Origin of the sequence: Bradyrhizobium sp. B039, assembly GCF_038965675.1 — a bacterium.
Classification (GTDB): Bacteria; Pseudomonadota; Alphaproteobacteria; order Rhizobiales; family Xanthobacteraceae; genus Bradyrhizobium; species Bradyrhizobium diazoefficiens.
In genome coordinates this window covers 2,286,934-2,308,621 of record NZ_CP152416.1, presented here as the reverse complement: position 1 = coordinate 2,308,621, position 21,688 = coordinate 2,286,934, and the positions used below count along the sequence as shown (strand labels likewise).

Here is a 21,688-nt window from a genome sequence, read left to right as displayed (position 1 = left end):
GAGGGCTGCGGTCCATCGGGCTCATACCGGGCCGAACTGCCGGCCGGGCTGCGGCTGAGGATGGTCGCGAAGCTCCAGTCCGGATAACCGATACTGTGCAGCTTGTCCGCGAGATAGCCATCGGTTGCACGGGCGAGACTGGTGTCGAGCCCCTGCCAACGGCCAACGCGGCGGTTGATCTCACCGCCATGTCGCAATCAACGGCGTGCCATCCAGCACTTCCACGATTCTTTGCCGCGTGCCCGGCGAGGTGCCCTCGGGCAGCGCATTGATCGCGAAGAACCCGCATTCGACGATCTCGTGGTTGGGCTCGGGCAGGCGATCCTGCCTGAACTGCCTGACGACGTAGACCGCGACGTGGTCGCGGCGGGAGACGTGACTGTTGAGGAAGATGCCGTGCAGCGCGGCGTCTGCGGTGAGGTCGATGTCACCCTCCTCCTTGAGCTCGCGCCGCATCGCCTGCTCCATGGTCTCGCCGAGATCGACGCCGCCGCCGGGCAGATACCAGCCGGAGATGTAGCTGTGCCTGACCAGGAACACCCTGTTCTCGGAATCCAGCACCACGGCGCGAACGCCGAGGGTCATGCCGCGAACCAGCAGGAAATAGGCGTGGAAGATTCGCCGCAGCAGCGGCTCGAACTTCCGTCGGATGCGGTTCAGACGATCTCCCATCAGATTCTCTTTGGTCCCCTCTTCAGGCCTTGCTAGAGGCTTGGCTTGCACAGTCCCCGCGACCTTGCCATTACAGCGGAGCAATAGCGAGGCAATCGCGCGCCATGGCTTCCTTCACGCTCGCCCATCTGTCCGATCCGCATCTGCCGCCTTTGCCGAAGCCGCGGCTGATCGAGCTCGCCGGCAAGCGCGTATTCGGCTACGTCAACTGGACGCGCAACCGCCACAAGTACCAGCGCCGCGAGGTGCTCGACGCGCTCGTCGCCGACGTCAGGGCGCAGGCGCCCGATCACATCGCGGTGACGGGCGATCTCGTCAATCTGGCGCTGGAAGCGGAGTTCGCGCCGGCGCGCGCCTGGCTCGACGGCGTCGGCCCACCCGACCTCGTCACCACGATTCCCGGCAACCACGACGCCTATGTCCGCGCCACCTTTCATCGTTTCGGCGAGACCTTTGCGCCCTATCTTGCGAGCGACGACGGCAGCGTCGGCTTTCCGGCCCTGCGCCGGCGCGGGCCACTCGCGCTCATCAGCCTGTCCACGGCGGTGCCGACCCTGCCGCTGATGGCGACGGGCACGCTGGGGCGCGATCAGCTCGCAGCCCTCGAACGAGTTCTCGAGCGGCTCGCGACCGAGGACGTCTTCCGCGTGCTGCTGGTGCATCATCCGCTAAAGTCCGATGCGCGCCACAAGCGAATGACGGACGCGGCCGATCTGCTGGCGCTCTTGAAGCGCCACGGTGTCGAGCTGGTCCTGCACGGCCACGACCACATTCATTCGACGATGTGGTTCGAGGGCCCCAACGGCAACATTCCCGCGATCGGCGTGCCGTCGGCGTCCGCGCTCGCACACGGGCGCTACCCGGCGGCGGCGTATAATCTGTTCACGATCGAGAAGGACAATGCCGGCTGGCGCTGCGAGCAGACGGTGCGCGGGCTCGGGTCCGGATTTCAGATCCGAGAGATCAAGCATGCAAGGTTGGTTTGAGGCCACTGTCATTCCGGGGCGCACCGAAAGGCGCGAGCCCGGAATCCATTCAGCCGCATACGCTGTGGCCCGATGGATTCCGGGTTCGCGCTGATGCGCGCCCCGGAATGACGGCGGAGGGAAATTCACCAGCTCCGCAAGGCCGCCAGCACGGCGACGCCGAACAAGGCGGTGGCGCCGAGGATGAAGCCGAACACGAACGGCCAGACGCGCGAGCGCGCCGGCCGCTCCGCGGCCTCCGGCTTCGGCTCGGGCAGGACCACCATCGCATGCTCGCGCTCGATCATGCGGCGGGCGACATAGTCGGTGACGGCCTCGACGATCACGGACGTGTCGTGCGATTCGGCGAGCACGATGCGGCCGAAGCGGGTGTCCTGGACGAAGCGATACATCCGCTTGTCGCGCCCCATCATGATGTGCGCGACGACGTCGATCCAGAGTCTGGGCGTATCGCCCTGGCTGATGCCGCGGTCGAACAGGTCGATCTGCTCGGGCACCTGTGCAAACAGGGGATCGAGCGCGTCGTTGAGGATCTCGAGCCGCGCCACCTCGGCATCGCGCAAATCGACGACGACGCCGGTCCGGTCGGCGGCCTCGATCCGCGCGCGCAGCAGCGCGTCGCGCAGCCGCACCGGGCGCGGCTGGCTGGGATGGGTCCCGCTGGTCTCGGGCTCTGACATTGTCGGCCTCGTCCTCACTTGCCTCCATTAACCTATCAGCAACCACACCCTCCGCAAAGGGTCCACAATTCCAGATACTTACGGCACCCACAGCTGTCTCACCTGTGCCAAAAACAGACGATCCCACCCGGCTTGCGCCGGATGGGACCCTCCGTCCTTGGACGTCTTCTTAGATTTTCAGGCAGCCGTCAGGCCGAGACGCGCGACGGCTCTTCAACGATGGAGAAGCGGACGCCGGCCTTGTGGCGGTTCTCTTCCGAGACCGTACGCCAGGCATCTTCGGCTTCCTTGCGGGTCTTGAACGGCCCCTGCACCTGGGCCGAGCCTTCCACGAGCTTGTGGAAGTTCATCGAGCCGAACTCGCCGCCGATCACCCAGAAATTGCTGCCCTTGGTCATTGTCAGTCTCCTGTTGAGGTGCGTGACCAGTCCGGGTTCCGAGGGGACCCCGGACTGATCAATTCCGCCGTTAGCCGAACTGGTTCATCGTGTTGTGCGCGCCGCCCGCCTTCAGGGCGGCCTCGCCGGCGAAGTACTCCTTGTGGTCGTCGCCGATGTCGGAGCCGGCCATGTTCTGATGCTTCACGCAGGCGATGCCCTGACGGATCTCGGCGCGCTGGACGTTCTTGACGTAGCCGAGCATGCCCTGCTCGCCGAAATACTCCCGGGCCAGATTGTCGGTCGAGAGCGCCGCGGTGTGGTAGGTCGGCAGCGTGATCAGGTGGTGGAAGATGCCGGCACGCTTGGCCGAATCCGCCTGGAAGGTGCGGATGCGCTCGTCGGCTTCCTTCGCCAGCGGCGTGTCGTCATATTCCGCCTTCATCAGCTCGGCGCGGTTGTACTGGCTGACGTCCTTGCCGGCTTCCTTCATCGCGTCGTAGACCTGCCAACGGAAGTTGAGGGTCCAGTTGAACGACGGCGAGTTGTTGTAGGCCAGCTTGGCGTTCGGAACCACCTTGCGGATGCGATCGACCATCTTGGCGATCTGCTCGATATGCGGCTTCTCGGTCTCGATCCAGAGCAGGTCGGCACCGTTCTGGAGCGAGGTGATGCAGTCCAGCACGCAGCGGTCCTCACCGGTGCCCGGGCGGAACTGGTAGAGATTGGAGGGCAGCCTCTTCGGACGCATCATCTTGCCGTTGCGGTTGATGATGACGTCGCCGTTGCGGGCGTTCTCCGCGGTGATTTCCTCGCAATCGAGGAAGCTGTTGTACTGGTCGCCGATGTCGCCGGGCTTGTGGCTGACGGCGATCTGCTGCGTCAGGCCAGCGCCGAGCGAGTCGGTGCGGGTCACGACGATGCCGTCTTCGACGCCGAGCTCGAGGAAGGCGTGGCGGCAGGCGCGGATCTTCGCCAGGAAGACGTCATGCGGCACGGTGACCTTGCCGTCCTGGTGGCCGCACTGCTTCTCGTCCGAGACCTGGTTCTCGATCTGGAGCGCGCAGGCGCCTGCTTCGATCATCTTCTTGGCGAGCAGGTAGGTCGCTTCCGCGTTGCCGAAGCCGGCATCGATGTCGGCGATGACGGGCACGACATGGGTCTGGAAGCCGTCGATCTTCTCGATCAACTCCTTCTCGCGGGTCTTGTCGCCTTCCTTGCGCGCCTTGTCGAGGCTGCGGAAGATATCGTTGAGCTCGCGCGAGTCGGCCTGACGCAGGAAGGTGTAGAGCTCTTCGATCAGCGCCGGCACCGAGGTCTTCTCGTGCATCGACTGGTCGGGCAGCGGTCCGAACTCGGAGCGCAGCGCCGCGATCATCCAGCCGGAGAGATACAGGTAGGTGCGATCGGTCCTGCCACCGAAGTGCTTCTTGACCGAGATCAGCTTCTGCTGGGCGATGAAGCCGTGCCAGCAGCCGAGCGACTGGGTGTACTTGGTGGGGTCGTTGTCATAGGCCGCCATGTCGGCCCGCATCAGCGCCGCGGTGTAGCGGGCGACGTCGAGGCCGGTCCTGAAGCGGTTCTGCAGGCGCATGCGCGCGACGGCCTCGGCCGACACCCCGTTCCAGGTCGGCTGGGTCTCGAGGAGCGCCTTCGCTGCATCGATCTCGCTCTGATACGAGGCCGGCGCCTGGAAAGTGCTGATGCCACGGGGCTGGTAGTTCATGTGCCTGATCCTTTCGCTGACGATGGCGATGGCTGGCCATCGACATTCTTGACAGTGCATTGCGAAATGCGTGTCACGACGTAAACGCGAAAACGGAAACTTCGTATAGATGGCTTGTTTTTTATTGGTGATGTCATGTAACATCAGAACATGTAATAGATGTTATTTTGTAAAGTTTGTAAATTATAGGTCAGCGAGACTGTCCTTAATGACCCTGGAGATCTGAAGAATGCCCGCCGAACCCGGGAAGAAACTGTTCGTCGGCCCGCGCTTCCGGCGGATCCGGCAGCAATTGGGCCTGTCGCAGACCCAGATCGCCGAGGGGCTCGGGATCTCGCCGAGCTACGTCAACCTGATCGAGCGCAACCAGCGCCCGGTGACCGCCCAGATCCTGCTGCGGCTGGCCGAAACCTACGACCTCGACCTGCGCGACCTCGCCACTGCCGACGAGGACCGATTCTTTGCCGAGCTCAACGAGATCTTCTCCGATCCCCTGTTCCGCCAGATTGACGTACCCAAGCAGGAGCTGCGCGACCTCGCCGAACTCTGTCCCGGCGTCACCCACGCGCTGCAGCGGCTCTACGCGGCCTATACCGAGGCCCGTCAGGGCGAGACGCTGGCAGCCGCGCAAATGGCCGACCGCGACGTCGGCACGCGCTATGAGGCCAATCCGGTCGAACGCGTGCGCGAGCTGATCGAGGCGAACCGCAACTATTTTCCGGAACTCGAGCAGGCCGCGGAGACGCTTCGCGACGAGCTGAACGTGCCGGCCGAAGGGCTCTACGCGGCCCTTGCCGCGCGCTTGCGCGAAAAGCATTCGATCCAGACCCGCATCATGCCTGTCGATGTGATGCGCGAGACGCTGAGGCGCTTCGACCGCCACCGTCGCCAGCTCCTGATCTCGGAACTGGTCGACCCGCCCGGCCGCGCGTTCCAGCTCGCCTTCCAGCTCGGCCTTGGCGAATGCGCGCAGCAGCTGGAGACCATCATCAACCGCGCCGGCCCGCTCGACGACGCGCCGCGGCGGCTGTTCCGCATCACGCTCGGCAATTACTTCGCAGCGGCCGTGATGATGCCCTACCCGGCCTTCCTCGCCGCGGCGGAAGCGCTCAACTACGACATCCACGTGCTGGCGCAGCGCTTCAATTCCGGCTTCGAGCAGGTCTGCCACCGCCTCACCACCTTGCAGCGGCCGAACGCGCGCGGCATTCCGTTCTTCCTGCTGCGCGTCGACAATGCCGGCAACGTCTCCAAGCGTTTCTCGTCCGGCACCTTCCCGTTCTCGAAATTCGGCGGCACGTGCCCGCTGTGGAATGTGCACTCGACCTTCGACACGCCGGATCGCCTGCTGAAACAGGTGATCGAGCTCTCCGACGGCACGCGCTATTTCTCGATCGCGCAGATGGTGCGCCGCCCGGTCGCGCCGCACCCGCTGCCGCAGCCGCGCTTCGCCATCGGCCTCGGCTGCGAGATCCGCCACGCCGCGCGCCTCGTCTACGCCGCCGGCATGGACCTGGAGAAGACGGAAGGCACGCCCATCGGCGTCAACTGCCGCCTCTGCGAACGCGAAAACTGCGCCCAGCGCGCCGAGCCGCCGATCACGCGTACGCTGATCCTGGACGAGACGACGCGGCGGGTGTCGAGTTTCGCGTTCTCGAACGCACGGGAGTTGTGAGGGCGAAGGCTCGCGCTTGGCTTTAGATGCAGCCACAAACTCGCTGTCGTCCTGGCGAAGGCCAGGACCCATAACCACCGAACTATCATGCAAGCGCAGGTGGCGGCCACGCGTCGCAAAACTCCTCCCTGGGGTAATGGGTCCTGGCTTTCGCCAGGACGACATTGGGAGGCAGCGATCCGTCCAACTACGCCAGCGTATGCACGATCACCGGCCCCGCGGCGGCGCGCGCGTCGCCGGCGAGCAGCGGGCCGAGATCCTTCTCGATCCAGGCGATCGCGCGCCGGTTCGCCTCCTCCGCCTGCTCGAACTTGTCGAAGATCGAGATCGCTGTGACCGTGTCGTCGCCGGCATAGACGACGTAATAGGCGCGGAAACCGTCGACGTCGCTGATGATCGGAACGGCGCCGTCCTTGATGCGGCGCGCCAGCTCCTCCGCGCTCCCGCTTTTCGCCTTGGCCTGACGGATGGCGGCATACATGGCTTCCTCCTCCCGGCTATTGATGTGGGCTTTGTGCCCGGACTTGATGTTACGCCGAAGCGCGGGGCCCGGATACCCTCCTTGGTTAACCCGGCACTAATCCGTCTGCGCGATCTGCAACCAATGGTTAAGCACGCCTCAACATCGCTGCCCTAGTCTCGCCCCACTCACGTTTCGCAAACAACGGTGGCCTATTCTGCCGGGCGAAGTGACATCAGGGGGTTCATCATGCGCATTGCGTTGCTGCTGACCGCAACCATTGTCGGCGCGCTTTTCGCCAGTCCATCCAATGCCGGATCGCTCGATGCATCCGCCGAGGCAGCGCAGGCGCTGCCGCCGGGCTTCCAGAGCTACCGCGGCTACATGTTCGACCTGTCGGAGAATTCCGATCGCAAGGACGTCGACAAGCTCACCGACAATCTGAAGCGCCAGATCGACGTCGTCGAAGGCGCCGGCCTCTCCCCGCGCGTGCTGCGCTTCTTCCATACTGTTCCGATCGTCGCGAGCGAGCTGGCCTGCCTCGACGAAGGCGCCGCGACCGCGTGCTACGGCAGGGTCACGCCGGACATGCAGCGCACCGCTCCCCGGACGCTGACGGTCTGGGACCCCAACAAGCAGCGCTGGACCAATCCGAATGCCATCGACCTCGCCGTCGATTCGGGGCTCGGCGTGATCATGCTGCGGCCGGACATGATGCGGTACGAGAAGGAGGCGGTGCTGCTGCACGAACTGCTGCACGCCTATCACGCGCGCCTGTTGCCGGACGGCTACGCCAACAAGGGCGTGATCGGCTATTATGCCCTGGCCAAGTCCAAGGACCTCCTGCCCAAGGAATCCTATGCGCTGAAGAATCCCATGGAGTTCTTTGCCGTGACCGCCAGCATCTTCCTGGCCGGAAAGAGCGAATTCCACGACCCCAAGTCGCGCGAGACGCTCAAGGAGAAGATGCCGGACTATTACAAATACCTGGTCGGCGTGTTCGGCTTCGACCCCGACCCGACTGCGTCAAGCGGCCCGGTGGCCTCGCTGAAGTGAGGCGGACCTAGCCCATCTGCACCAACCAGGCAAAAAGCCGCGCAAAATGCGCGGCTTTTTTTGTTTTGGGTCCCGGAAGCTGCGGATGACGCCCGGCCGGGAATTGCCAAGGCGGGGCCCGATCTGCATAGTCCCGCCCGCATCGATACTGTTTTCAAGGGGATAGAAGAACATGGCGGACGCCGACCTGGATGTCGTGATCCGGCAACTGGCCAGACAGCTGCATACGGGCCTGATGACCCGCGCCAAGGAGCGGCGGGATCGCTTCAACGGCCTTGCGGCCAAGGCCAAGGGCAAGGAGACCGGCGACCGCTTCAAGATGATGGCCAAGGCCACCATGGAGCAGGCCACCGCCGCCGCCAAGCGCCTCCAGATGTCCGCCGACAACGTCGCCGACAGCTACGCACGATCGATGCGAATCGCGGCCAGCACGCCGATCGCGGCGAAGGTGGAGAAGAAGGCGAAGGAAGAGAAGCCGGCGAAGAAGGCGGCCAAGGCGAAGAAGGCGAAAGCCAAGAAGGCGAAGTAGGCGCGCCCGCGCCCTTCACCTCTCCCCGCTTGCGGGGAGAGGTCGGATCGCCTCGGCGATGCGAAGCATCGTCCGGTGCGATCCGGGTGAGGGGGTACAGGTCTCTCGACAGCCTCATGCGTGGAGAGAGCCCCTCTCCCCGTAAGAACGGAGAGGGAGACAACTCCCCTCACCGCCGCGGTGCTGAAACCCGGGTCGGCTCGGCGCTGGCGAGTTCGGCGAGCTTGGCGCGCGCCGCCTCGCGCGTGCGGGCATCCTTGCCGGCGGGCAGCGCGAGAGCGGCTTCGAAATCGGCGCGCGCATCGTCGGCCTGGCCGCGGGCGAGGAACGCCAGGCCACGGTCGAGCCGGGCCTGCGCATCGGAGGGGGCGAGACGGACCGCCGTGTTGTAGCTCAGGATGGCGCGATCGAGATCGCCGGTGGCGGCGAGCGCAAGACCGCGCTGGTGATAGGGCGCGGCGAGCTTGGGATCATGCGCGATCGCCTCGTCGTAATCCGCAATGGCGAGCTCGAGGTCGCCGTTCTGCCGGCGCGCCTCCGCGCGGTCGCGATAGAGCGAGGCGCGATTGGGATTGAGGTGAATGGCCTCGTCGAAATCCGCGATCGCCCGCCGCCAGTCGCCGTGGCGCAGCGCGATCCGCCCGCGCCCTTCATAGGCAAAGGCGATCAGCGAGCCGCGGAGCGGCGAGAAGCCGATCACGGCCGCGCAGATGTCGGGCTCGTCCTCGTCCCCGCAATTGACGACCATATGCGTGGACAGGCCGATCAGCACGCCCAGGACGATCAGCAATGGTACGGCAGCTCTGGTCATCTTCGACGGTGACCGGCGACGGGCCGGCCACGCATCCCCTTTCGAAGGAAGTGTCACGGCGAGGTGTTAACACTGGCCGGGACGATCCTGTGTGCGCCAGGTCACAAAGCCACGCGCAAATCCTTGCCGGTTCCGGATTAGCCCCAAGGCCCACGAGAAGGACCTTGCGAAGGACCACGCCAAGGACCGCGCGAAGATGAGCGGCCCCACGGGCTCGCCGGCGGATAGTTCTCGTTGGCGCCGACCGACGGCGCCGCCTGCGCGCCGAGCTCGGCCGCGAGCTGCTGGAGCGCCGCGATACGGTTCTGCGTCGAGGGATGGGTGGCGAAGAGATTGTCCACGCCGTGGCCCGACAGCGGATTGATAATGAACATGTGCGCGGTCGCGGGATTTCGTTCGGCCTCGAAGTTCGGGACCTGATGTGCGGCGCCCTCGATCTTCACCAGCGCCGAGGCCAGCCACATCGGCTGGCCGACGATGCGCGCACCGAGATTGTCCGCGGCATATTCGCGGGTCCGGCTGATCGCCATCTGCACCAGCATGGCGCCGAGCGGAGCGAGGATCATCATCAGGATCGAGCCGACGATGCCCGGGCCGTTGTTGTTGTCGCGGTGGCCGCCGAAGAACATGCCGAACTGCGCCAGCATCGAGATCGCGCCCGCGATGGTCGCGGTGATCGTCATCAGCAGCGTGTCGTGGTGCTTGATATGCGCAAGCTCATGCGCGATCACGCCGGCGAGCTCCTCGCGGCTGAGCTGGTGCATCAGGCCGGTGGTGACGGCAACGGCGGCGTTCTCGGGATTGCGGCCGGTCGCGAACGCGTTGGGCTGCGCTTCGTCCATCAGGAACACGCGCGGCATCGGCAAGCCCGCGCGGCCCGCAAGCTCGGCGACGAGACCGACCAGTTCCGGCGCGGTCGAACGGTCGACCTGATGGGCGCCGTACATCGAGAGCACCATGCGGTCGGAGTTCCAATAGGTGAAGAGATTGGTCGCCGCGGCAATGACGAGCGCGATCATGGCGCCGGAGGCACCGCCGATCAGATAGCCCACGCCCATGAACAGGGCGGTGAGGCCTGCGAGCAGCATTGCGGTACGAAGATAGTTCATGGCCGTCTCCTGAACCGGCCGCGGGCGAGCCTCCAGCCGGCGTCTTCGACGTATGAATGCCGCCGGGCAACGCAAGGGTTCATGCGGCGCGGAGCCGCAGCTACAGGGCCGCGCGGCCAGCCTTTCACCCGTCGCTAAAGCTTGACCGGGATTTGCGCAAAAACGCGCGCGGACGCTTAGCAACCTGGAAAGCTCAGCGTCGGCTTAATCCGCGGTAACCGGGCACGCTGCGCGGCCCTCGCGCATTGACCGGTTCCGTTGGCCTCCCGTCAACCAGGTGACCGTCATGGTAGACCGCTTACGCGCCGCTTCCATCGACCCCGCATCCACTCCTTCCCCTCACGAGACCAAGAGCGAGACCAAGACCGACGCGAAGGGATTACAGGAGGCGCTGCACGAGCAGCTGTTCGCCGATGACGAAACCGGCCACGCATGCGAGGCGCAGACGGCGCCAGAACCAGGGCCGCGCTGGCCGCATCTGCGACGCGGCGCCAAGATCGCCATTGGACTTGCCATCATCGCCGTGTTCGGCTGGCTGCCGCTGCGTGCGATCTGGGAGTATTCGAGCGTCGAGGCGGTGCTGAATTCTCGTCTCGTCACCCTGCGCACGCCGATCGGCGGCCGCGTGGTCGCCGCCCAGCCCATTACCGATCAGGCCAAACTTGACGCCGGAACCGTGCTCCTGCGCGTCGTGAACTCGCGCGGGGATCGCACCCGGCTCGACGATCTGCGACGGCAGAAATCGCGCCTGGAGATCGAGCGGCCGAGCGTTGCCGCCAAGCTTGCCGCGGCCCAGGCAGCCCAAAAGGATTTGGCGCGGCAGGCCACGCAATTCCGCGAGGGACGCGTGCTTCAGCTCGAGGCCCGCATCGCCGAGATCCAGACCTCGATCGAGGCGGCGGCAGCGCGGCGGGACGAAGCCAGCGCCGCCGTCGAGCGCGCATCCTCGCTCGCGAAGTCCGGCAATGTCTCGACGGTCGAGCTGGCGCGGCTGACGCGCGAGCTTTCCGTGGCACAGCAAACCGAGCTCGGTGCGCACAAGCGGCTGGATGCCGCGAAGGTCGAGCTCACGGCGGCACAGAACGGCTCGTTCCTCGGCGACAGTTATAACGACCGCCCGAGCTCGGTGCAGCGCGAGGAGGAGATGCGTCAGCGCGCCGGCGATCTCGAGGCTGATCTCGCGCGCACCGACACCGAGATCGCCTGGCTCGCCAACGAGATCATCATCGAGGAGGCCCGCTTCGCCGATCTGTCCGAAGCCAACATCACGACACCCGTTGCGGGCCGCGTCTGGGAGATGATGACCTCGCCGGGCGAGGACGTGCAGGCCGGCCAACCCCTGCTCAAGATCCTCGATTGCAGCGGCGCCGTCATCACGGCCAATGTCACCGAGAACGTCTACAATCGCCTGCAGCTCGGCGACCGCGCCAGCTTCGAGCCGAATGACGGCGGCGAGCCGATCTCCGGCACCGTGGTCAATCTGACCGGCGCCGCCGGCGCGCCCGCCAATCTCGCCATCAATCCGGATGCGCTCAGCAAGGAGCCCTATCGCGTGACCGTGGCGCCTGGCGATGCCGCTGCCCACGCCTGCACCGTGGGGCGCACCGGCCGCGTTGTGTTTGCCCGGCGCGAGACCGCACCGTGATGACGGCGCTGACGCCAGGCCTGATCACGCTCGGAGCCTTCATGGCGGTCGTGCCGCTGCTCCGGCGCGACAGCACGATGGCGCGCTCGTTCCTGGCCGTCGTGTCGCTGGTCTTCCTGCTCCGCTATCTCTATTGGCGTGTCACCGCGACACTCCCACCACCGCATCTGACGGCGGACGCCGTGATCGGTTATCCCTTCATGCTGCTGGAGGCGGCCTCGCTCGTTGCGGTCGCATTGTCCCTGCTGTTTCTGAGCCGGACCATCGACCGCACAGGTGCGGCCAGGATAGACGGCCGAGCCATCGATCCACACGCGCCGCTGATCGACGTCTTGATCTGCACTTACAACGAGGAACGATCCATCCTCGAGCGCACGATCATCGGCGCGACCGGTATGGAGTACGGCAATTATCGCGTCTGGGTGCTCGACGACGGAAGGCGCCCCTGGCTGCGGCGCCTCGCGAGCGAACTCGGCTGCCATTATCTCGCGCGGCCCGACAACCACCACGCCAAGGCAGGCAACATCAACCATGCACTCAAGCACGTCGGCGCCCTGCCGGAACGACCGGATTTCGTGGCCATTCTCGACGCGGACTTCGTGCCGCGGCCCGACTTCCTCGCGCGCACTATCTCCCTCATGGACGACGCTTCGGTCGGCGTGGTGCAGACGCCGCAGCACTTCATCAATCCCGACCCGATCCAGACCAACCTCGCTGCAACCGATGTATGGCCCGACGAGCAGCGCTTCTTCTTCGACATCCTTCTGCCGGCGAAGGACGCCTGGGGCGTCGCCTTCTGTTGCGGCACCTCATCGCTCATTCGCTACACCGGGCTGGTGCAGATCGGCGGCTTTCCAACCGACTCCGTCACGGAAGACTACCTCGTCACCCTTCGCCTGAAGGAGCGCGGCTTCAACACCATCTATCTCAACGAACGATTGACGATCGGACTCGCGCCCGAGGGGCTGAAGGAATACATCACCCAGCGTGCGCGCTGGTGCCTCGGCCTGATGCAAATCGTGCGCGGCCGCAGCGGACCGTTCTCGCAGGACTCGAAGCTGTCCTTTATCGACCGGCTCTCGCTGGTCGATGCCTTCATGAGCTGGTCTGCGGTCTACACGTCGAAGGTCGCGGGACTGATGGTGCCCTGGCTGTTCCTGCTGTTCGGCATCAAGGCGGTGCAGGCCGATCTCACCGAGCTGTTGCGCTTCTTCCTGCCGTTCTACGTCTGGCACGGACTCAGCATGGCCTGGCTGTCACACGGCCGTTCGCTCGCCATGATGAGCGACGTCTCGCAACTCATTGCCGCGCCCGCGGTGCTCAAGGCGGTGGCAGCCGGCCTGTTGAAGCCGGAGGGACACAAGTTCAAGGTCACGGCGAAGGGCGGCGACCGCGACAGGAGATTTGTCGAATGGCCGCTGCTGCGGATCTATGGCTGCGCGCTTCTCATCACGCTGGCGGCCATTGCCTATGCCTTCATCCTGCACCTGCGCGGCGAGAACATCGCCTATGGCGGACTGGCCCTGGCCTGGAGCCTCTACAACGCGCTCATCCTCACCGTGGTCTGCTTCGTCTGCATCGAGCAGCCACGCAAGCGCAAGGCGGAGCGCTTCGATCGCAATGAGCCGATCCTGTTGCGTCAGGACGGCAAGTGGCATCTGGCGCGGCTCGCCGATATCTCCATTACCGGCGCCCGGCTGATCGATCCCGATCCGCCGGCACCCGGCAGCACGATCGACTGCCGCATCTATGGCCGCTCGATCGCGGCCATCGTTGTGCGACGAACCACGGACGGATTCGCGGTGCGGTTCGAGGAAGGCATGGATACGCGCGTGCATGCGATCCGGGCGTTCTATGCCGGCGAGTATGTCCGCGCCTATCAGGGCGTCAGGGCGCTTCCAGTCGGAAAAGCGCTGCTGATGCGTCTGTTCGGCTAGGCTGGCGCGGCATCCGCTCCCTCGCATTCCGCTTATTGGCATGGCATGGAAAGGATGGCCTGAGGCCGTCACTTCACCTAGACTTCAAGCGAATCCACGCCTTCCCTCCCCGCCGGAACCCCTATGCTCCAGACCCGATTTCTGATCGCGGCCGTCGCGCTCCTCGCATGCTCCGCCACTGCCTCGGCCCAGTTCGCGCCGCCGCCCGCAAGGCCTGCGGCGCCCAAGCCCACCGCGCCCTCGCCGCGCGCGGCCTCGTGCCACAATGGGGCGAGCTTCGATCGCTTCCTGGCCGACGTGAAACAGCAGGCGGTGGCCGCCGGCGTATCGCAGCGGACGATCTCGGAGGCTTCGCCCTACCTCGTCTACGACCAGGGCATCGTCAACCGCGACCGCGGCCAACGCGTGTTCGGCCAGCTCTTCACCGAGTTCGCCGGCCGCATGGCCGCGCCCTATCGCATGCAGAACGGCCAGCAGCACATCAAGGCCCACGCGGCTGCCTTCGCGCGCGCCGAAAAGGAATATGGCGTGCCGCCGGCGGTGATCGCTGCGTTCTGGGGCCTGGAGAGCGACTTCGGCGCCAACATGGGCAACCTGCCGACGCTGAAATCGCTGGTGTCGCTCGCCTATGACTGCCGCCGCTCGGAGATGTTCGTGAACGAGACCATCGCCGCGCTGAAGATCATCGACCGCGGCGATCTCACACCCGACGAGATGATCGGCTCCTGGGCCGGCGAGCTCGGACAGACACAGTTCCTGCCCGTGCATTACGTCAACTACGCCGTCGACTATGACGGCGACGGACGGCGCGATCTCCTGCGCAGCGAGCCCGACGTGATCGGCTCGACCGCGAACTACATCGCCAACGGCTTGAAGTGGCGGCGCGGCGAGCCATGGCTGGAGGAGATCAAGGTGCCGCAGAACCTGCCGTGGGAGCAGACCGATCTCACCGTGCAGCAGCCGCGCTCGAAATGGGCGCAGTTAGGCGTGACCTATCCCGACGGCCGGCCGCTGCCGAACGACAATCTCGCGGCGTCCGTGCTGCTGCCGATGGGACGCTTCGGGCCGGCTTTCATGGCGTATGCGAATTTCGCCGCCTACACCGAGTGGAATAACTCGCTGATCTACTCGACCACCGCGGGCTATCTCGCCACCCGCATCGCGGGCGCCGCGCCGATGCGCAAGCCGGCGGCGCCGGTCGCGCAGCTGCCATTCAATGAGCTCAAGCAATTGCAGCAGCTACTGGTCCAGGCCGGCTTCAATGTCGGCAAGGTCGACGGCGTGCTCGGCCAGCAGAGCCGCGCCGCCGTGAAGGCGATGCAGATCAAATACGGCCTGCCGGCCGATTCCTGGCCGACCGCGGAGCTGCTCGCGCGCATGCGCGGCAGCACGGCGCAGGCGCAGCCAGCGGGGGTGGTGCGGTAGCCCCTGCGCGCCCTCATGCCCTTGAGAGCAAAATCATCGCATATGGCAGCGAGAGTTCGCCGGAAGAGCTCGGCCTGCATGGTTCGAGACGCCCGCCTTGGCGGGCTCCTCACCATGAGGGTCTAATCTTTCGCCGCAGAACGTGACCTCATCCTGAGAGCCCGCCATAGGCGGGCGTCTCGAAGGATGGGCCGCGGGCACTAGAATTTTCGCATCGCAAAAGCGGCTCCTGCGATTGTATTTTTCCATGACGTTCCCATGTGAGTGGATCAGGTTTTCTCCTGAGATTTCTCACCATTGAAGCGAGCATCACATGTCCTTCTACGACGCCGTCGTCCCCGCCTATTTGCAGATGCTGAACAGCCTCACCGGCCTGCTCACGAAAGCCGAGGCGCATTGCGCGGCCAAGAAGGTCGACCCGAGCGTCCTGCTCGGCTCCCGCCTGTTTCCGGACATGCTGCCGCTGTCGAAGCAGATCCAGCTCGTCAGCGACTTCGCCGCCAAGGGCTGCGCGCGGCTGACCCATAGCGAGGTGCCCTCGACGCCCGACACGGAAAAGACGTTTGAGGAGCTGAAGCAGCGGCTGGCCAAGACGATCGACTACGTCAAGTCGTTCAAGCCCGCGCAGTTCGAGGGCGCCGACACCAAGGACGTCACCTTCCCGGCCGGCCCCGACAAATCCATCACCATGAAGGGCCAGCAATTCCTCAGCGCGTTCTCGCTACCGAACTTCTATTTCCACGCCACGACCGCGCACGGCATCCTGCGCCACAACGGCGTCGAGATCGGCAAGCGCGATTTCCTCGGCGCGAACTGATTTGCGAAATCGCACGGCCGCGATAGCCGAAATCCGCTGTCGCGGCCAAGATTGCACATGAATTATGCTACGCGGGCGTTGCCGCGTAGCTCGCCTGCACTTTCCGTATGGCTCCTCCCTTGCGCTGATTGCCGCGATGCACAAGTGTTCCGGACCTCTCACCGCCTGGAAGCACTCCCATGAGCCGTTCGACCAAATTGTTTGAGACCTACAAGCTCGGCCCGATCACGCTGGCCAACCGCCTCGTCATGGCGCCGCTGACGCGCAACCGCGCCGTTCCCGGCACGTTCGTCCCCGGTGCGCTCGCCGCCGACTATTACGGCCAGCGTGCGTCCGCGGGCCTCCTGATCACCGAAGCGAGCCAGGTTTCGCAGCAGGGCCAGGGCTACCAGGACACCCCCGGCATCTACTCCAAGGACCAGGTCGCCGGCTGGCGCAAAGTCACCGACAAGGTCCATGAGCGCGGCGGCAAGATCTTCATCCAGCTCTGGCATGTCGGCCGCATCTCGCATGTCGCGCTGCAGGCGAATGGCGCAGCGCCGGTTGCGCCGAGCGCGATCCGCGCCAAGGGCAAGACCTTCGTCAACGGCACCTTTGCCGACGTCTCCGAGCCGCGCGCGCTCGAGCTCTCCGAAATTCCGGGGATCATCGACGACTTCAAGCGCGCCACGAAGAATGCGCTGGAGGCCGGCTTCGACGGCGTCGAGATTCACGGCGCCAACGGCTACCTGCTCGACCAGTTCGCCAAGGACGGCGCCAACAAGCGCACCGACGCTTACGGCGGCTCGATCGAGAACCGCGCGCGGCTGATGCTCGAGGTCTCCAGGGCGGTTGCCGCCGAGGCCGGCACTGAGCGCACCGGCATCCGCATCTCGCCGGTGACGCCCGCCAACGACGTCTCCGACAGCAATCCGCAAGCCTTGTTCGATCACATCGTCGACGGCCTCAGCGCGCTGAAGCTGGTCTATCTCCACGTCGTCGAGGGCGCCACCGGCGGGCCGCGCGACTTCGCACCGTTCGACTATGCGTCCTTGCGCAAGCGCTTCTCCGGCGCCTACGTCGCCAACAACGGCTACGACTTCGATCTGGCGACCAAGGTGCTGGACGCGAACGCGGCCGATCTCATCGCCTTCGGCAAGCCGTTCATCTCCAACCCCGACCTTGTGGAGCGGCTGAAGCGGGGCGCGGCGCTGAACGACTGGGACAAGAACACGTTCTACGGCGGCAGCGCGAAGGGGTACACGGATTACCCGACGCTCGAAGCGGCGGAAGCGGCGCAGTAGAGGCTGCGCGCCTTCCACGCCATCATAGTGCGCGAAGCGACGACACGATCCAGACCAGCTCGGTGGAGATCGAGCTGGATCTGCGTCGCGTCCGCCGCGGCCCAGGGAAACGGCGTCACCGACCCTCGCGGTGGATACGCGCGATGAGAGTCGCCCGATTGGGCGTCTGTAGCTTCTCGAAAACATGGTCGAGGTGTGAGCGGACAGTCCAGTAGCTGATCCCCAGCTTCCGGGCGATGATGCCGTCCGTCAGGCCGTCGGCGACCAGACCGACGATCTGGTTCTCCCGATCCGTTAGTTGCGGCAGGCGGTGGCCCGCTGCCGTGCTGGTGCTGTGCACGTCCTTGGTCGCGCGCAGGAGGATCGGCTGCAGCAAGGTCAGCAGCGCCACTTCGCGAGATCCGACGGGGGCCCGGCCGGGAGCACGCCAGAAGCGAAAGTCGCCGACGCTTGTGTCACCGTCGTAGAGGTGGAGATCGATACCATCCGTCGTCTGGTGGACGCGCAGGAATTCATTGAAATACCGCGTGCGCTCGAGCTCGGTTCGATTGATAACCGAGTAGATCGGGGTCGGCCCGCGGCGGGAACGCAGCCGTGGCGAAATCGGATCGCAACGCTGAAACTCCTCGACATAGGCGCGCGCCATCTCCACTCCGCGTCCGGAGCATGCCGGATTCTCGTAGCGGCCGGTTCGCTGATTCCACCGCGTCGTTCCAATGAAATCCATCGCCAGCAGGCGCTTTAAATCCGCAGCGATATCCGGCATGGCCAAAAGCCAATCGGGCCGCAGGGGCTGCAGAAGCCCTTCGCCGACGCGTTTCAGCAGCGTCACTTCGCGCGCAGAAAGTGAAATCGCCATCACCACCCCATGCCATCATCGTGAAGCCGGGCATCCCAGAAAACAGGGATAGGCGACCGATACCTTGGAACATAGGGTTCAACCCGTCAAGCACAGGCAATTTCGCGAACATCCGCGTGCCTGACGGGTGCGCCTTGCACGTGGGGTCGCATGCAGAGCGTACGCCTCTGCTGCGCAGGCCCCCGATGAGACGCGCGCTCTTCAAGAGCGAAGCGCCGGAGATGTGAACGGCGAAGTCTGTTGCGGCCAGGTCGAAGGGGAAATCTCATGACGAGTTCTAGGCAGTTTGCTTTCGGCCGGTCCGGCCATTTGAACGACGATGACGTACGATGGGACGACGATGGCGCCGGATGGGGAGGCGAAAGTCACCGGTTCGATTTCCGTGGCCACGAAGACCACCATGCCATTCACAAGGACCTGGTTCTGTCGGTCGCTCCGACGGCGACGTCCGGCGATTTCAACATGCACGCGGTGCTGGATTCGCCCGGGTCGACCGAGGGCCGGCCGCTGATGATCCTGCTGCCCGGCTTCTCGTATGACCATACATATTGGGATCCCCCGGTCGGTAACGGAAAATATTCGTTCGTCGATGCGGCCAATGCCGCCGGGTACGCGACCTTGAATCTCGATCGGCTGGGGACGGGAACGAGCGACAAACCGCCGGCCGATTTGACAACGATCCAGGATCAGGCCGACGAGCTGCATCAGATCATTCAGTCCATCAAGAGTGGCGCCCTGAGCAGCTACGGGTTCTCCAAGATTGTCCTGGTCGGTCATTCCCTGGGTTCAGGCATCGCGCAAACCGAGGCCGGCACATACCACGATGCCGACGCGCTCGTGCTCACGGGCTTTCGGCACGAGGTCAACCCGGCAGGCGCCGGCGAGTTCGCCAACGCCATTCACCCGGCCGCCGGCCAGCCCGACGGGTACCTGACCTTCGGCGATCGAAGCTTCCTGTTTGACAGCAACAACACCTCGCCCAAGATCCTTGCCTGGGATGCCTCGCATATCGGCATGGGCACGGCCGCCGAACTGAACTTCGCATTCGCGCTCGATCCGGCGCGCTCGGTGGGAATCACAGCGCCCGTGCTCGAAGTCGTCGGCGATCACGACCTGCTGTTTCAGACCGATCCCTCAACCTTTGCTGCAGAACGCGCCTTCTATCCCAACTCGTCCGACTTCGAGCAACTCGTGGTCAAGAATGCCGGTCACGACGTTACGCTGTCGCAGAATGCGCACCAGACCTTCGCGCAGATCATCGACTTCGTGGAGAAGGTGGCGCCGGTCAATCACCATCACGATTTCCCGGTGTGATCGCCGGTCCGACGCGCCAATCCCGACACGTAGGCAGGCTCTTTCGTCCAGCGCGTCGGTGCGCGCGCAAAGAAAAAAGGCCGGGATTGCTCCCGGCCTTTGCTCGTCGTGATGAGGCGTACCTTACTGCAGCGAGGCGCGCTTGGGCGGGGTGGCCGGCCACGACTTGATCAGCGTGTCGTAGTCGACCGTCTCGCCCTTCGGCTTCTCGTTGGCGAGCTTGCGCTGCGGCGCGATGGTGCCGTCCTTCTGGGCCTTGGCGAACCAGTATTCGGCCGACTCCTTCTTGTGCAGCTTCGGACCGCAGGCGCCCTGCACGCCGGACTTCTCCAGGCGCTCCATGACGGAGTCCTGGGCAGCGGCCAGCGCGTCCATTGCGGCTTGCGGCGTCTTCGCACCGGACGACGCATCGCCGATGTTCTGCCACCACAGCTGTGCCAGCTTCGGATAGTCGGGCACGTTGTTGCCGGTCGGGGTCCACTGCACGCGCGCCGGCGAGCGGTAGAACTCGATCAGGCCGCCGAGCTTCGGCGCACGCTCGGTGAACGACTTGTCCCAGATGTCGGATTCACGGATGAAGGTAAGACCGACATGGCTCTTCTTCAGCGACACCGTCTTGGAGACGATGAACTGGAGATACAGCCAGGCCGCCTTGCGGCGATCCGCCGGGGTCGACTTCAGAAGCGTGAGCGAGCCCGCGTCCTGATAGCCGAGCTTCATGCCTTCCTTCCAGTACGAACCGTGCGGCGACGGAGCCATACGCCACTTCGGCGTACCGTCCGCGTTCATCACGGCGATGCCCGGCTTCACCATGTCGGCGGTGAAGGCGGTGTACCAGAACATCTGCTGGGCGATGTTGCCCTGCGCCGGCACCGGACCCGACTCGGAGAAGGTCATGCCCTGGGCCTGCGGCGGCGCGTACTTCTTCATCCACTCGAGGTACTTCGTGATCGAGTAGACCGCGGCCGGACCGTTGGTGTCGCCACCACGCTCGACCGAGGAGCCGACCGGACGGCAACCTTCCATGCGGATGCCCCACTCGTCCACCGGCAGACCGTTCGGAATGCCCTTGTCACCGTTGCCCGCCATCGACAGCCAGGCGTCGGTGAAACGCCATCCGAGCGAAGGGTCCTTCTTGCCATAGTCCATATGGCCGTAGACCTTGACGCCGTTGATCTCCTTGATGTCGTTGGTGAAGAACTCGGCGATGTCCTCATAGGCGGACCAGTTCACGGGCACGCCGAGCTCGTAGCCATACTTGGCCTTGAACTTGGCCTTGTAATCGGGGTTGGTGAACCAGTCGTAGCGGAACCAGTAGAGGTTGGCGAACTGCTGGTCGGGCAGCTGGTAGAGCTTGCCGTCCGGCGCCGTGCCGAACGACTTGCCGATGAAGTCGTTGACGTCGAGCATGGGGTCGGTGACGTCCTTGCCCTCACCGGTCATGTAGTCCGACAGCGCGATGGTCTGGCCGTAGCGGAAGTGCGTGCCGATCAGGTCGGAATCGTTGATCCAGCCGTCATAGACGTTCTTGCCGGACTGCATCTGGGTCTGCAGCTTCTCGACGACGTCACCTTCCTGGATGATGTCGTGCTTGAGCTTGATACCGGTCAGCTCGGAGAACGCCTTGGCGAGCGTCTGCGACTCGTATTCATGAGTCGCGATGGTTTCCGAGACGACGTTGATCTCCATGCCCTTGAAGGGCTCGGCAGCCTTGGCGAACCACTCCAGCTCCTTCTTCTGGTCGTCCTTCGACAGCGTCGAGGGCTGGAATTCCGCAATCCACTTCTGGATCGCGGCGTCGTCGGCAGCACGAACCGGCGCCGAGACGGTGAACGACACCGCCAGAAGCGCAGCAGTGCTGGACATGGTCAGAAAACTGCTCTTGGTCAATGGACCTTTCCTTCTCCTAAACTGTCGCATGTTGTTCCTCCGTTGCAGCGACAAAATTTTATACAGGCCCGGGTTGCCCCCGGATCTGGCCGTCCCTTCGCGAGCTTCAGACCGTGCGGAAAATGAGCACGGCCGTGGCCAGCGAAATTCCACTTGCGAGCCACAGGCTCGAAATCTCAAAACCATCCTCGCCGATCGGCAGCGTCGCGAGCGCGTCGGTGCCGACGAGGCCGATCCACACGAGATGGATGACGGCGGCCGCAATCAGCGAGATGAACAGGCGGTCGCCGCGCGTGGTCGGAATACTGAGCACGCCGACGCGCTCGGCCTCGGGATAGACCGCGGCGAGGTACGTCATGACCGCGAGGGTGCAGGCGAGCGCCGCGAAGAAGATCGCGGTCGGCAGCGTCCAGGCCATCCATGCAATAGATTCCATC

At 64.8% G+C, this 21,688-nt stretch carries 20 protein-coding genes; 10 read left to right on the top strand and 10 right to left on the bottom strand.

Translation table 11 applies throughout. The features are described 5' to 3' along the window. Nucleotides 1-180 precede the first annotated feature (180 nt). Nucleotides 181-672 carry an NUDIX domain-containing protein gene (locus AAFG50_RS10970; RefSeq protein ID WP_028175040.1) on the bottom strand — a complete coding sequence of 164 codons (492 nt, stop codon included), beginning with the start codon at nucleotides 670-672 and terminating at the stop codon, nucleotides 181-183. Nucleotides 673-776: 104 nt separating this feature from the next. On the opposite strand from AAFG50_RS10970, the gene AAFG50_RS10965 reads away from it, so the two are divergent. Then, nucleotides 777-1,658 (top strand): metallophosphoesterase, encoded by an 882-nt coding sequence (locus AAFG50_RS10965; protein WP_028175041.1) that lies wholly within the window; start codon nucleotides 777-779, stop codon nucleotides 1,656-1,658. Between the two features lie 125 nt (nucleotides 1,659-1,783). On the opposite strand, the gene AAFG50_RS10960 is transcribed toward AAFG50_RS10965, so the two are convergent. The 3 genes from AAFG50_RS10960 to AAFG50_RS10950 form a co-directional block, all read right to left on the bottom strand. After that, a complete protein-coding gene (locus tag AAFG50_RS10960; protein ID WP_342714173.1) occupies nucleotides 1,784-2,338 on the bottom strand; it encodes a hypothetical protein in 555 nt (184 codons plus the stop codon). Between the two features lie 188 nt (nucleotides 2,339-2,526). After that, nucleotides 2,527-2,736 carry a hypothetical protein gene (locus AAFG50_RS10955; RefSeq protein ID WP_018323282.1) on the bottom strand — a complete coding sequence of 70 codons (210 nt, stop codon included), beginning with the start codon at nucleotides 2,734-2,736 and terminating at the stop codon, nucleotides 2,527-2,529. Nucleotides 2,737-2,806: 70 nt separating this feature from the next. Further along, a complete protein-coding gene (locus AAFG50_RS10950) occupies nucleotides 2,807-4,441 on the bottom strand; it encodes an isocitrate lyase (RefSeq protein WP_028175042.1) in 1,635 nt (544 codons plus the stop codon). A gap of 229 nt (nucleotides 4,442-4,670) precedes the next feature. Here AAFG50_RS10950 and AAFG50_RS10945 point away from each other — a divergent pair, with 229 nt between their 5' ends. After that, nucleotides 4,671-6,116, top strand: coding sequence for a short-chain fatty acyl-CoA regulator family protein (locus tag AAFG50_RS10945; RefSeq protein ID WP_028175043.1), 1,446 nt, complete (start codon nucleotides 4,671-4,673; stop codon nucleotides 6,114-6,116). A gap of 187 nt (nucleotides 6,117-6,303) precedes the next feature. On the opposite strand, the gene AAFG50_RS10940 is transcribed toward AAFG50_RS10945, so the two are convergent. Further along, complete coding sequence (locus AAFG50_RS10940; protein WP_027543691.1) at nucleotides 6,304-6,597, bottom strand: antibiotic biosynthesis monooxygenase; 294 nt, start codon at nucleotides 6,595-6,597, stop codon at nucleotides 6,304-6,306. A 228-nt stretch (nucleotides 6,598-6,825) separates the two neighbouring features. On the opposite strand from AAFG50_RS10940, the gene AAFG50_RS10935 reads away from it, so the two are divergent. Both AAFG50_RS10935 and AAFG50_RS10930 read left to right on the top strand, forming a co-directional pair. Continuing rightward, nucleotides 6,826-7,632: a hypothetical protein gene (locus tag AAFG50_RS10935; protein ID WP_028175044.1), complete on the top strand. Its 807-nt coding sequence runs from the start codon at nucleotides 6,826-6,828 to the stop codon at nucleotides 7,630-7,632. 172 nt (nucleotides 7,633-7,804) lie between these two features. Beyond that, nucleotides 7,805-8,161: a hypothetical protein gene (locus tag AAFG50_RS10930; RefSeq protein ID WP_028175045.1), complete on the top strand. Its 357-nt coding sequence runs from the start codon at nucleotides 7,805-7,807 to the stop codon at nucleotides 8,159-8,161. Nucleotides 8,162-8,330: 169 nt separating this feature from the next. Here the strand turns inward: AAFG50_RS10930 and AAFG50_RS10925 are convergent, their stop codons facing one another. Both AAFG50_RS10925 and htpX read right to left on the bottom strand, forming a co-directional pair. Next, nucleotides 8,331-8,972 carry a tetratricopeptide repeat protein gene (locus AAFG50_RS10925; protein WP_028175046.1) on the bottom strand — a complete coding sequence of 214 codons (642 nt, stop codon included), beginning with the start codon at nucleotides 8,970-8,972 and terminating at the stop codon, nucleotides 8,331-8,333. Between the two features lie 137 nt (nucleotides 8,973-9,109). Then, nucleotides 9,110-10,081: a zinc metalloprotease HtpX gene (gene htpX / locus AAFG50_RS10920; RefSeq protein ID WP_028175047.1), complete on the bottom strand. Its 972-nt coding sequence runs from the start codon at nucleotides 10,079-10,081 to the stop codon at nucleotides 9,110-9,112. Between the two features lie 286 nt (nucleotides 10,082-10,367). On the opposite strand from htpX, the gene AAFG50_RS10915 reads away from it, so the two are divergent. From AAFG50_RS10915 to AAFG50_RS10895, 5 genes are all read left to right on the top strand, one after another. Beyond that, complete coding sequence (locus tag AAFG50_RS10915; protein WP_039184954.1) at nucleotides 10,368-11,726, top strand: HlyD family secretion protein; 1,359 nt, start codon at nucleotides 10,368-10,370, stop codon at nucleotides 11,724-11,726. Beyond that, complete coding sequence (locus AAFG50_RS10910) at nucleotides 11,726-13,663, top strand: glycosyltransferase (protein ID WP_231166718.1); 1,938 nt, start codon at nucleotides 11,726-11,728, stop codon at nucleotides 13,661-13,663. Before AAFG50_RS10915 ends, AAFG50_RS10910 begins: the two co-directional genes overlap by 1 nt. A 123-nt stretch (nucleotides 13,664-13,786) precedes the next feature. After that, a complete protein-coding gene (locus AAFG50_RS10905) occupies nucleotides 13,787-15,088 on the top strand; it encodes a lytic murein transglycosylase (protein ID WP_028175050.1) in 1,302 nt (433 codons plus the stop codon). A gap of 313 nt (nucleotides 15,089-15,401) precedes the next feature. After that, on the top strand, nucleotides 15,402-15,905 hold the full coding sequence (locus AAFG50_RS10900; RefSeq protein WP_028175051.1) for a DUF1993 domain-containing protein: 504 nt from the start codon (nucleotides 15,402-15,404) through the stop codon (nucleotides 15,903-15,905). A 179-nt stretch (nucleotides 15,906-16,084) separates the two neighbouring features. Then, nucleotides 16,085-17,188 carry an alkene reductase gene (locus tag AAFG50_RS10895; protein WP_028175052.1) on the top strand — a complete coding sequence of 368 codons (1,104 nt, stop codon included), beginning with the start codon at nucleotides 16,085-16,087 and terminating at the stop codon, nucleotides 17,186-17,188. 115 nt (nucleotides 17,189-17,303) lie between these two features. Here AAFG50_RS10895 and AAFG50_RS10890 read toward each other — a convergent pair whose 3' ends face one another. After that, on the bottom strand, nucleotides 17,304-18,047 hold the full coding sequence (locus AAFG50_RS10890; RefSeq protein WP_028175053.1) for a helix-turn-helix transcriptional regulator: 744 nt from the start codon (nucleotides 18,045-18,047) through the stop codon (nucleotides 17,304-17,306). Between the two features lie 267 nt (nucleotides 18,048-18,314). Here AAFG50_RS10890 and AAFG50_RS10885 point away from each other — a divergent pair, with 267 nt between their 5' ends. Then, a complete protein-coding gene (locus tag AAFG50_RS10885) occupies nucleotides 18,315-19,361 on the top strand; it encodes an alpha/beta hydrolase (RefSeq protein ID WP_080668228.1) in 1,047 nt (348 codons plus the stop codon). Nucleotides 19,362-19,484: 123 nt separating this feature from the next. Here AAFG50_RS10885 and AAFG50_RS10880 read toward each other — a convergent pair whose 3' ends face one another. Both AAFG50_RS10880 and AAFG50_RS10875 read right to left on the bottom strand, forming a co-directional pair. Further along, nucleotides 19,485-21,227 carry an ABC transporter substrate-binding protein gene (locus tag AAFG50_RS10880; RefSeq protein WP_039184952.1) on the bottom strand — a complete coding sequence of 581 codons (1,743 nt, stop codon included), beginning with the start codon at nucleotides 21,225-21,227 and terminating at the stop codon, nucleotides 19,485-19,487. A gap of 130 nt (nucleotides 21,228-21,357) precedes the next feature. Next, complete coding sequence (locus AAFG50_RS10875) at nucleotides 21,358-21,687, bottom strand: DUF2160 domain-containing protein (protein ID WP_028175055.1); 330 nt, start codon at nucleotides 21,685-21,687, stop codon at nucleotides 21,358-21,360. Nucleotide 21,688: the final 1 nt, after the last annotated feature.

Coding starts and splice junctions, on each gene's coding strand:
- AAFG50_RS10970 (WP_028175040.1), bottom strand. CDS start 672: ATGGGAGATCGTCTGAACCGCATCCGACGGAAGTTCGAGCCGCTGCTG.
- AAFG50_RS10965 (WP_028175041.1), top strand. CDS start 777: ATGGCTTCCTTCACGCTCGCCCATCTGTCCGATCCGCATCTGCCGCCT.
- AAFG50_RS10960 (WP_342714173.1), bottom strand. CDS start 2,338: ATGTCAGAGCCCGAGACCAGCGGGACCCATCCCAGCCAGCCGCGCCCG.
- AAFG50_RS10955 (WP_018323282.1), bottom strand. CDS start 2,736: ATGACCAAGGGCAGCAATTTCTGGGTGATCGGCGGCGAGTTCGGCTCG.
- AAFG50_RS10950 (WP_028175042.1), bottom strand. CDS start 4,441: ATGAACTACCAGCCCCGTGGCATCAGCACTTTCCAGGCGCCGGCCTCG.
- AAFG50_RS10945 (WP_028175043.1), top strand. CDS start 4,671: ATGCCCGCCGAACCCGGGAAGAAACTGTTCGTCGGCCCGCGCTTCCGG.
- AAFG50_RS10940 (WP_027543691.1), bottom strand. CDS start 6,597: ATGTATGCCGCCATCCGTCAGGCCAAGGCGAAAAGCGGGAGCGCGGAG.
- AAFG50_RS10935 (WP_028175044.1), top strand. CDS start 6,826: ATGCGCATTGCGTTGCTGCTGACCGCAACCATTGTCGGCGCGCTTTTC.
- AAFG50_RS10930 (WP_028175045.1), top strand. CDS start 7,805: ATGGCGGACGCCGACCTGGATGTCGTGATCCGGCAACTGGCCAGACAG.
- AAFG50_RS10925 (WP_028175046.1), bottom strand. CDS start 8,972: ATGACCAGAGCTGCCGTACCATTGCTGATCGTCCTGGGCGTGCTGATC.
- htpX (WP_028175047.1), bottom strand. CDS start 10,081: ATGAACTATCTTCGTACCGCAATGCTGCTCGCAGGCCTCACCGCCCTG.
- AAFG50_RS10915 (WP_039184954.1), top strand. CDS start 10,368: ATGGTAGACCGCTTACGCGCCGCTTCCATCGACCCCGCATCCACTCCT.
- AAFG50_RS10910 (WP_231166718.1), top strand. CDS start 11,726: ATGACGGCGCTGACGCCAGGCCTGATCACGCTCGGAGCCTTCATGGCG.
- AAFG50_RS10905 (WP_028175050.1), top strand. CDS start 13,787: ATGCTCCAGACCCGATTTCTGATCGCGGCCGTCGCGCTCCTCGCATGC.
- AAFG50_RS10900 (WP_028175051.1), top strand. CDS start 15,402: ATGTCCTTCTACGACGCCGTCGTCCCCGCCTATTTGCAGATGCTGAAC.
- AAFG50_RS10895 (WP_028175052.1), top strand. CDS start 16,085: ATGAGCCGTTCGACCAAATTGTTTGAGACCTACAAGCTCGGCCCGATC.
- AAFG50_RS10890 (WP_028175053.1), bottom strand. CDS start 18,047: ATGGCGATTTCACTTTCTGCGCGCGAAGTGACGCTGCTGAAACGCGTC.
- AAFG50_RS10885 (WP_080668228.1), top strand. CDS start 18,315: ATGACGAGTTCTAGGCAGTTTGCTTTCGGCCGGTCCGGCCATTTGAAC.
- AAFG50_RS10880 (WP_039184952.1), bottom strand. CDS start 21,227: ATGTCCAGCACTGCTGCGCTTCTGGCGGTGTCGTTCACCGTCTCGGCG.
- AAFG50_RS10875 (WP_028175055.1), bottom strand. CDS start 21,687: ATGGAATCTATTGCATGGATGGCCTGGACGCTGCCGACCGCGATCTTC.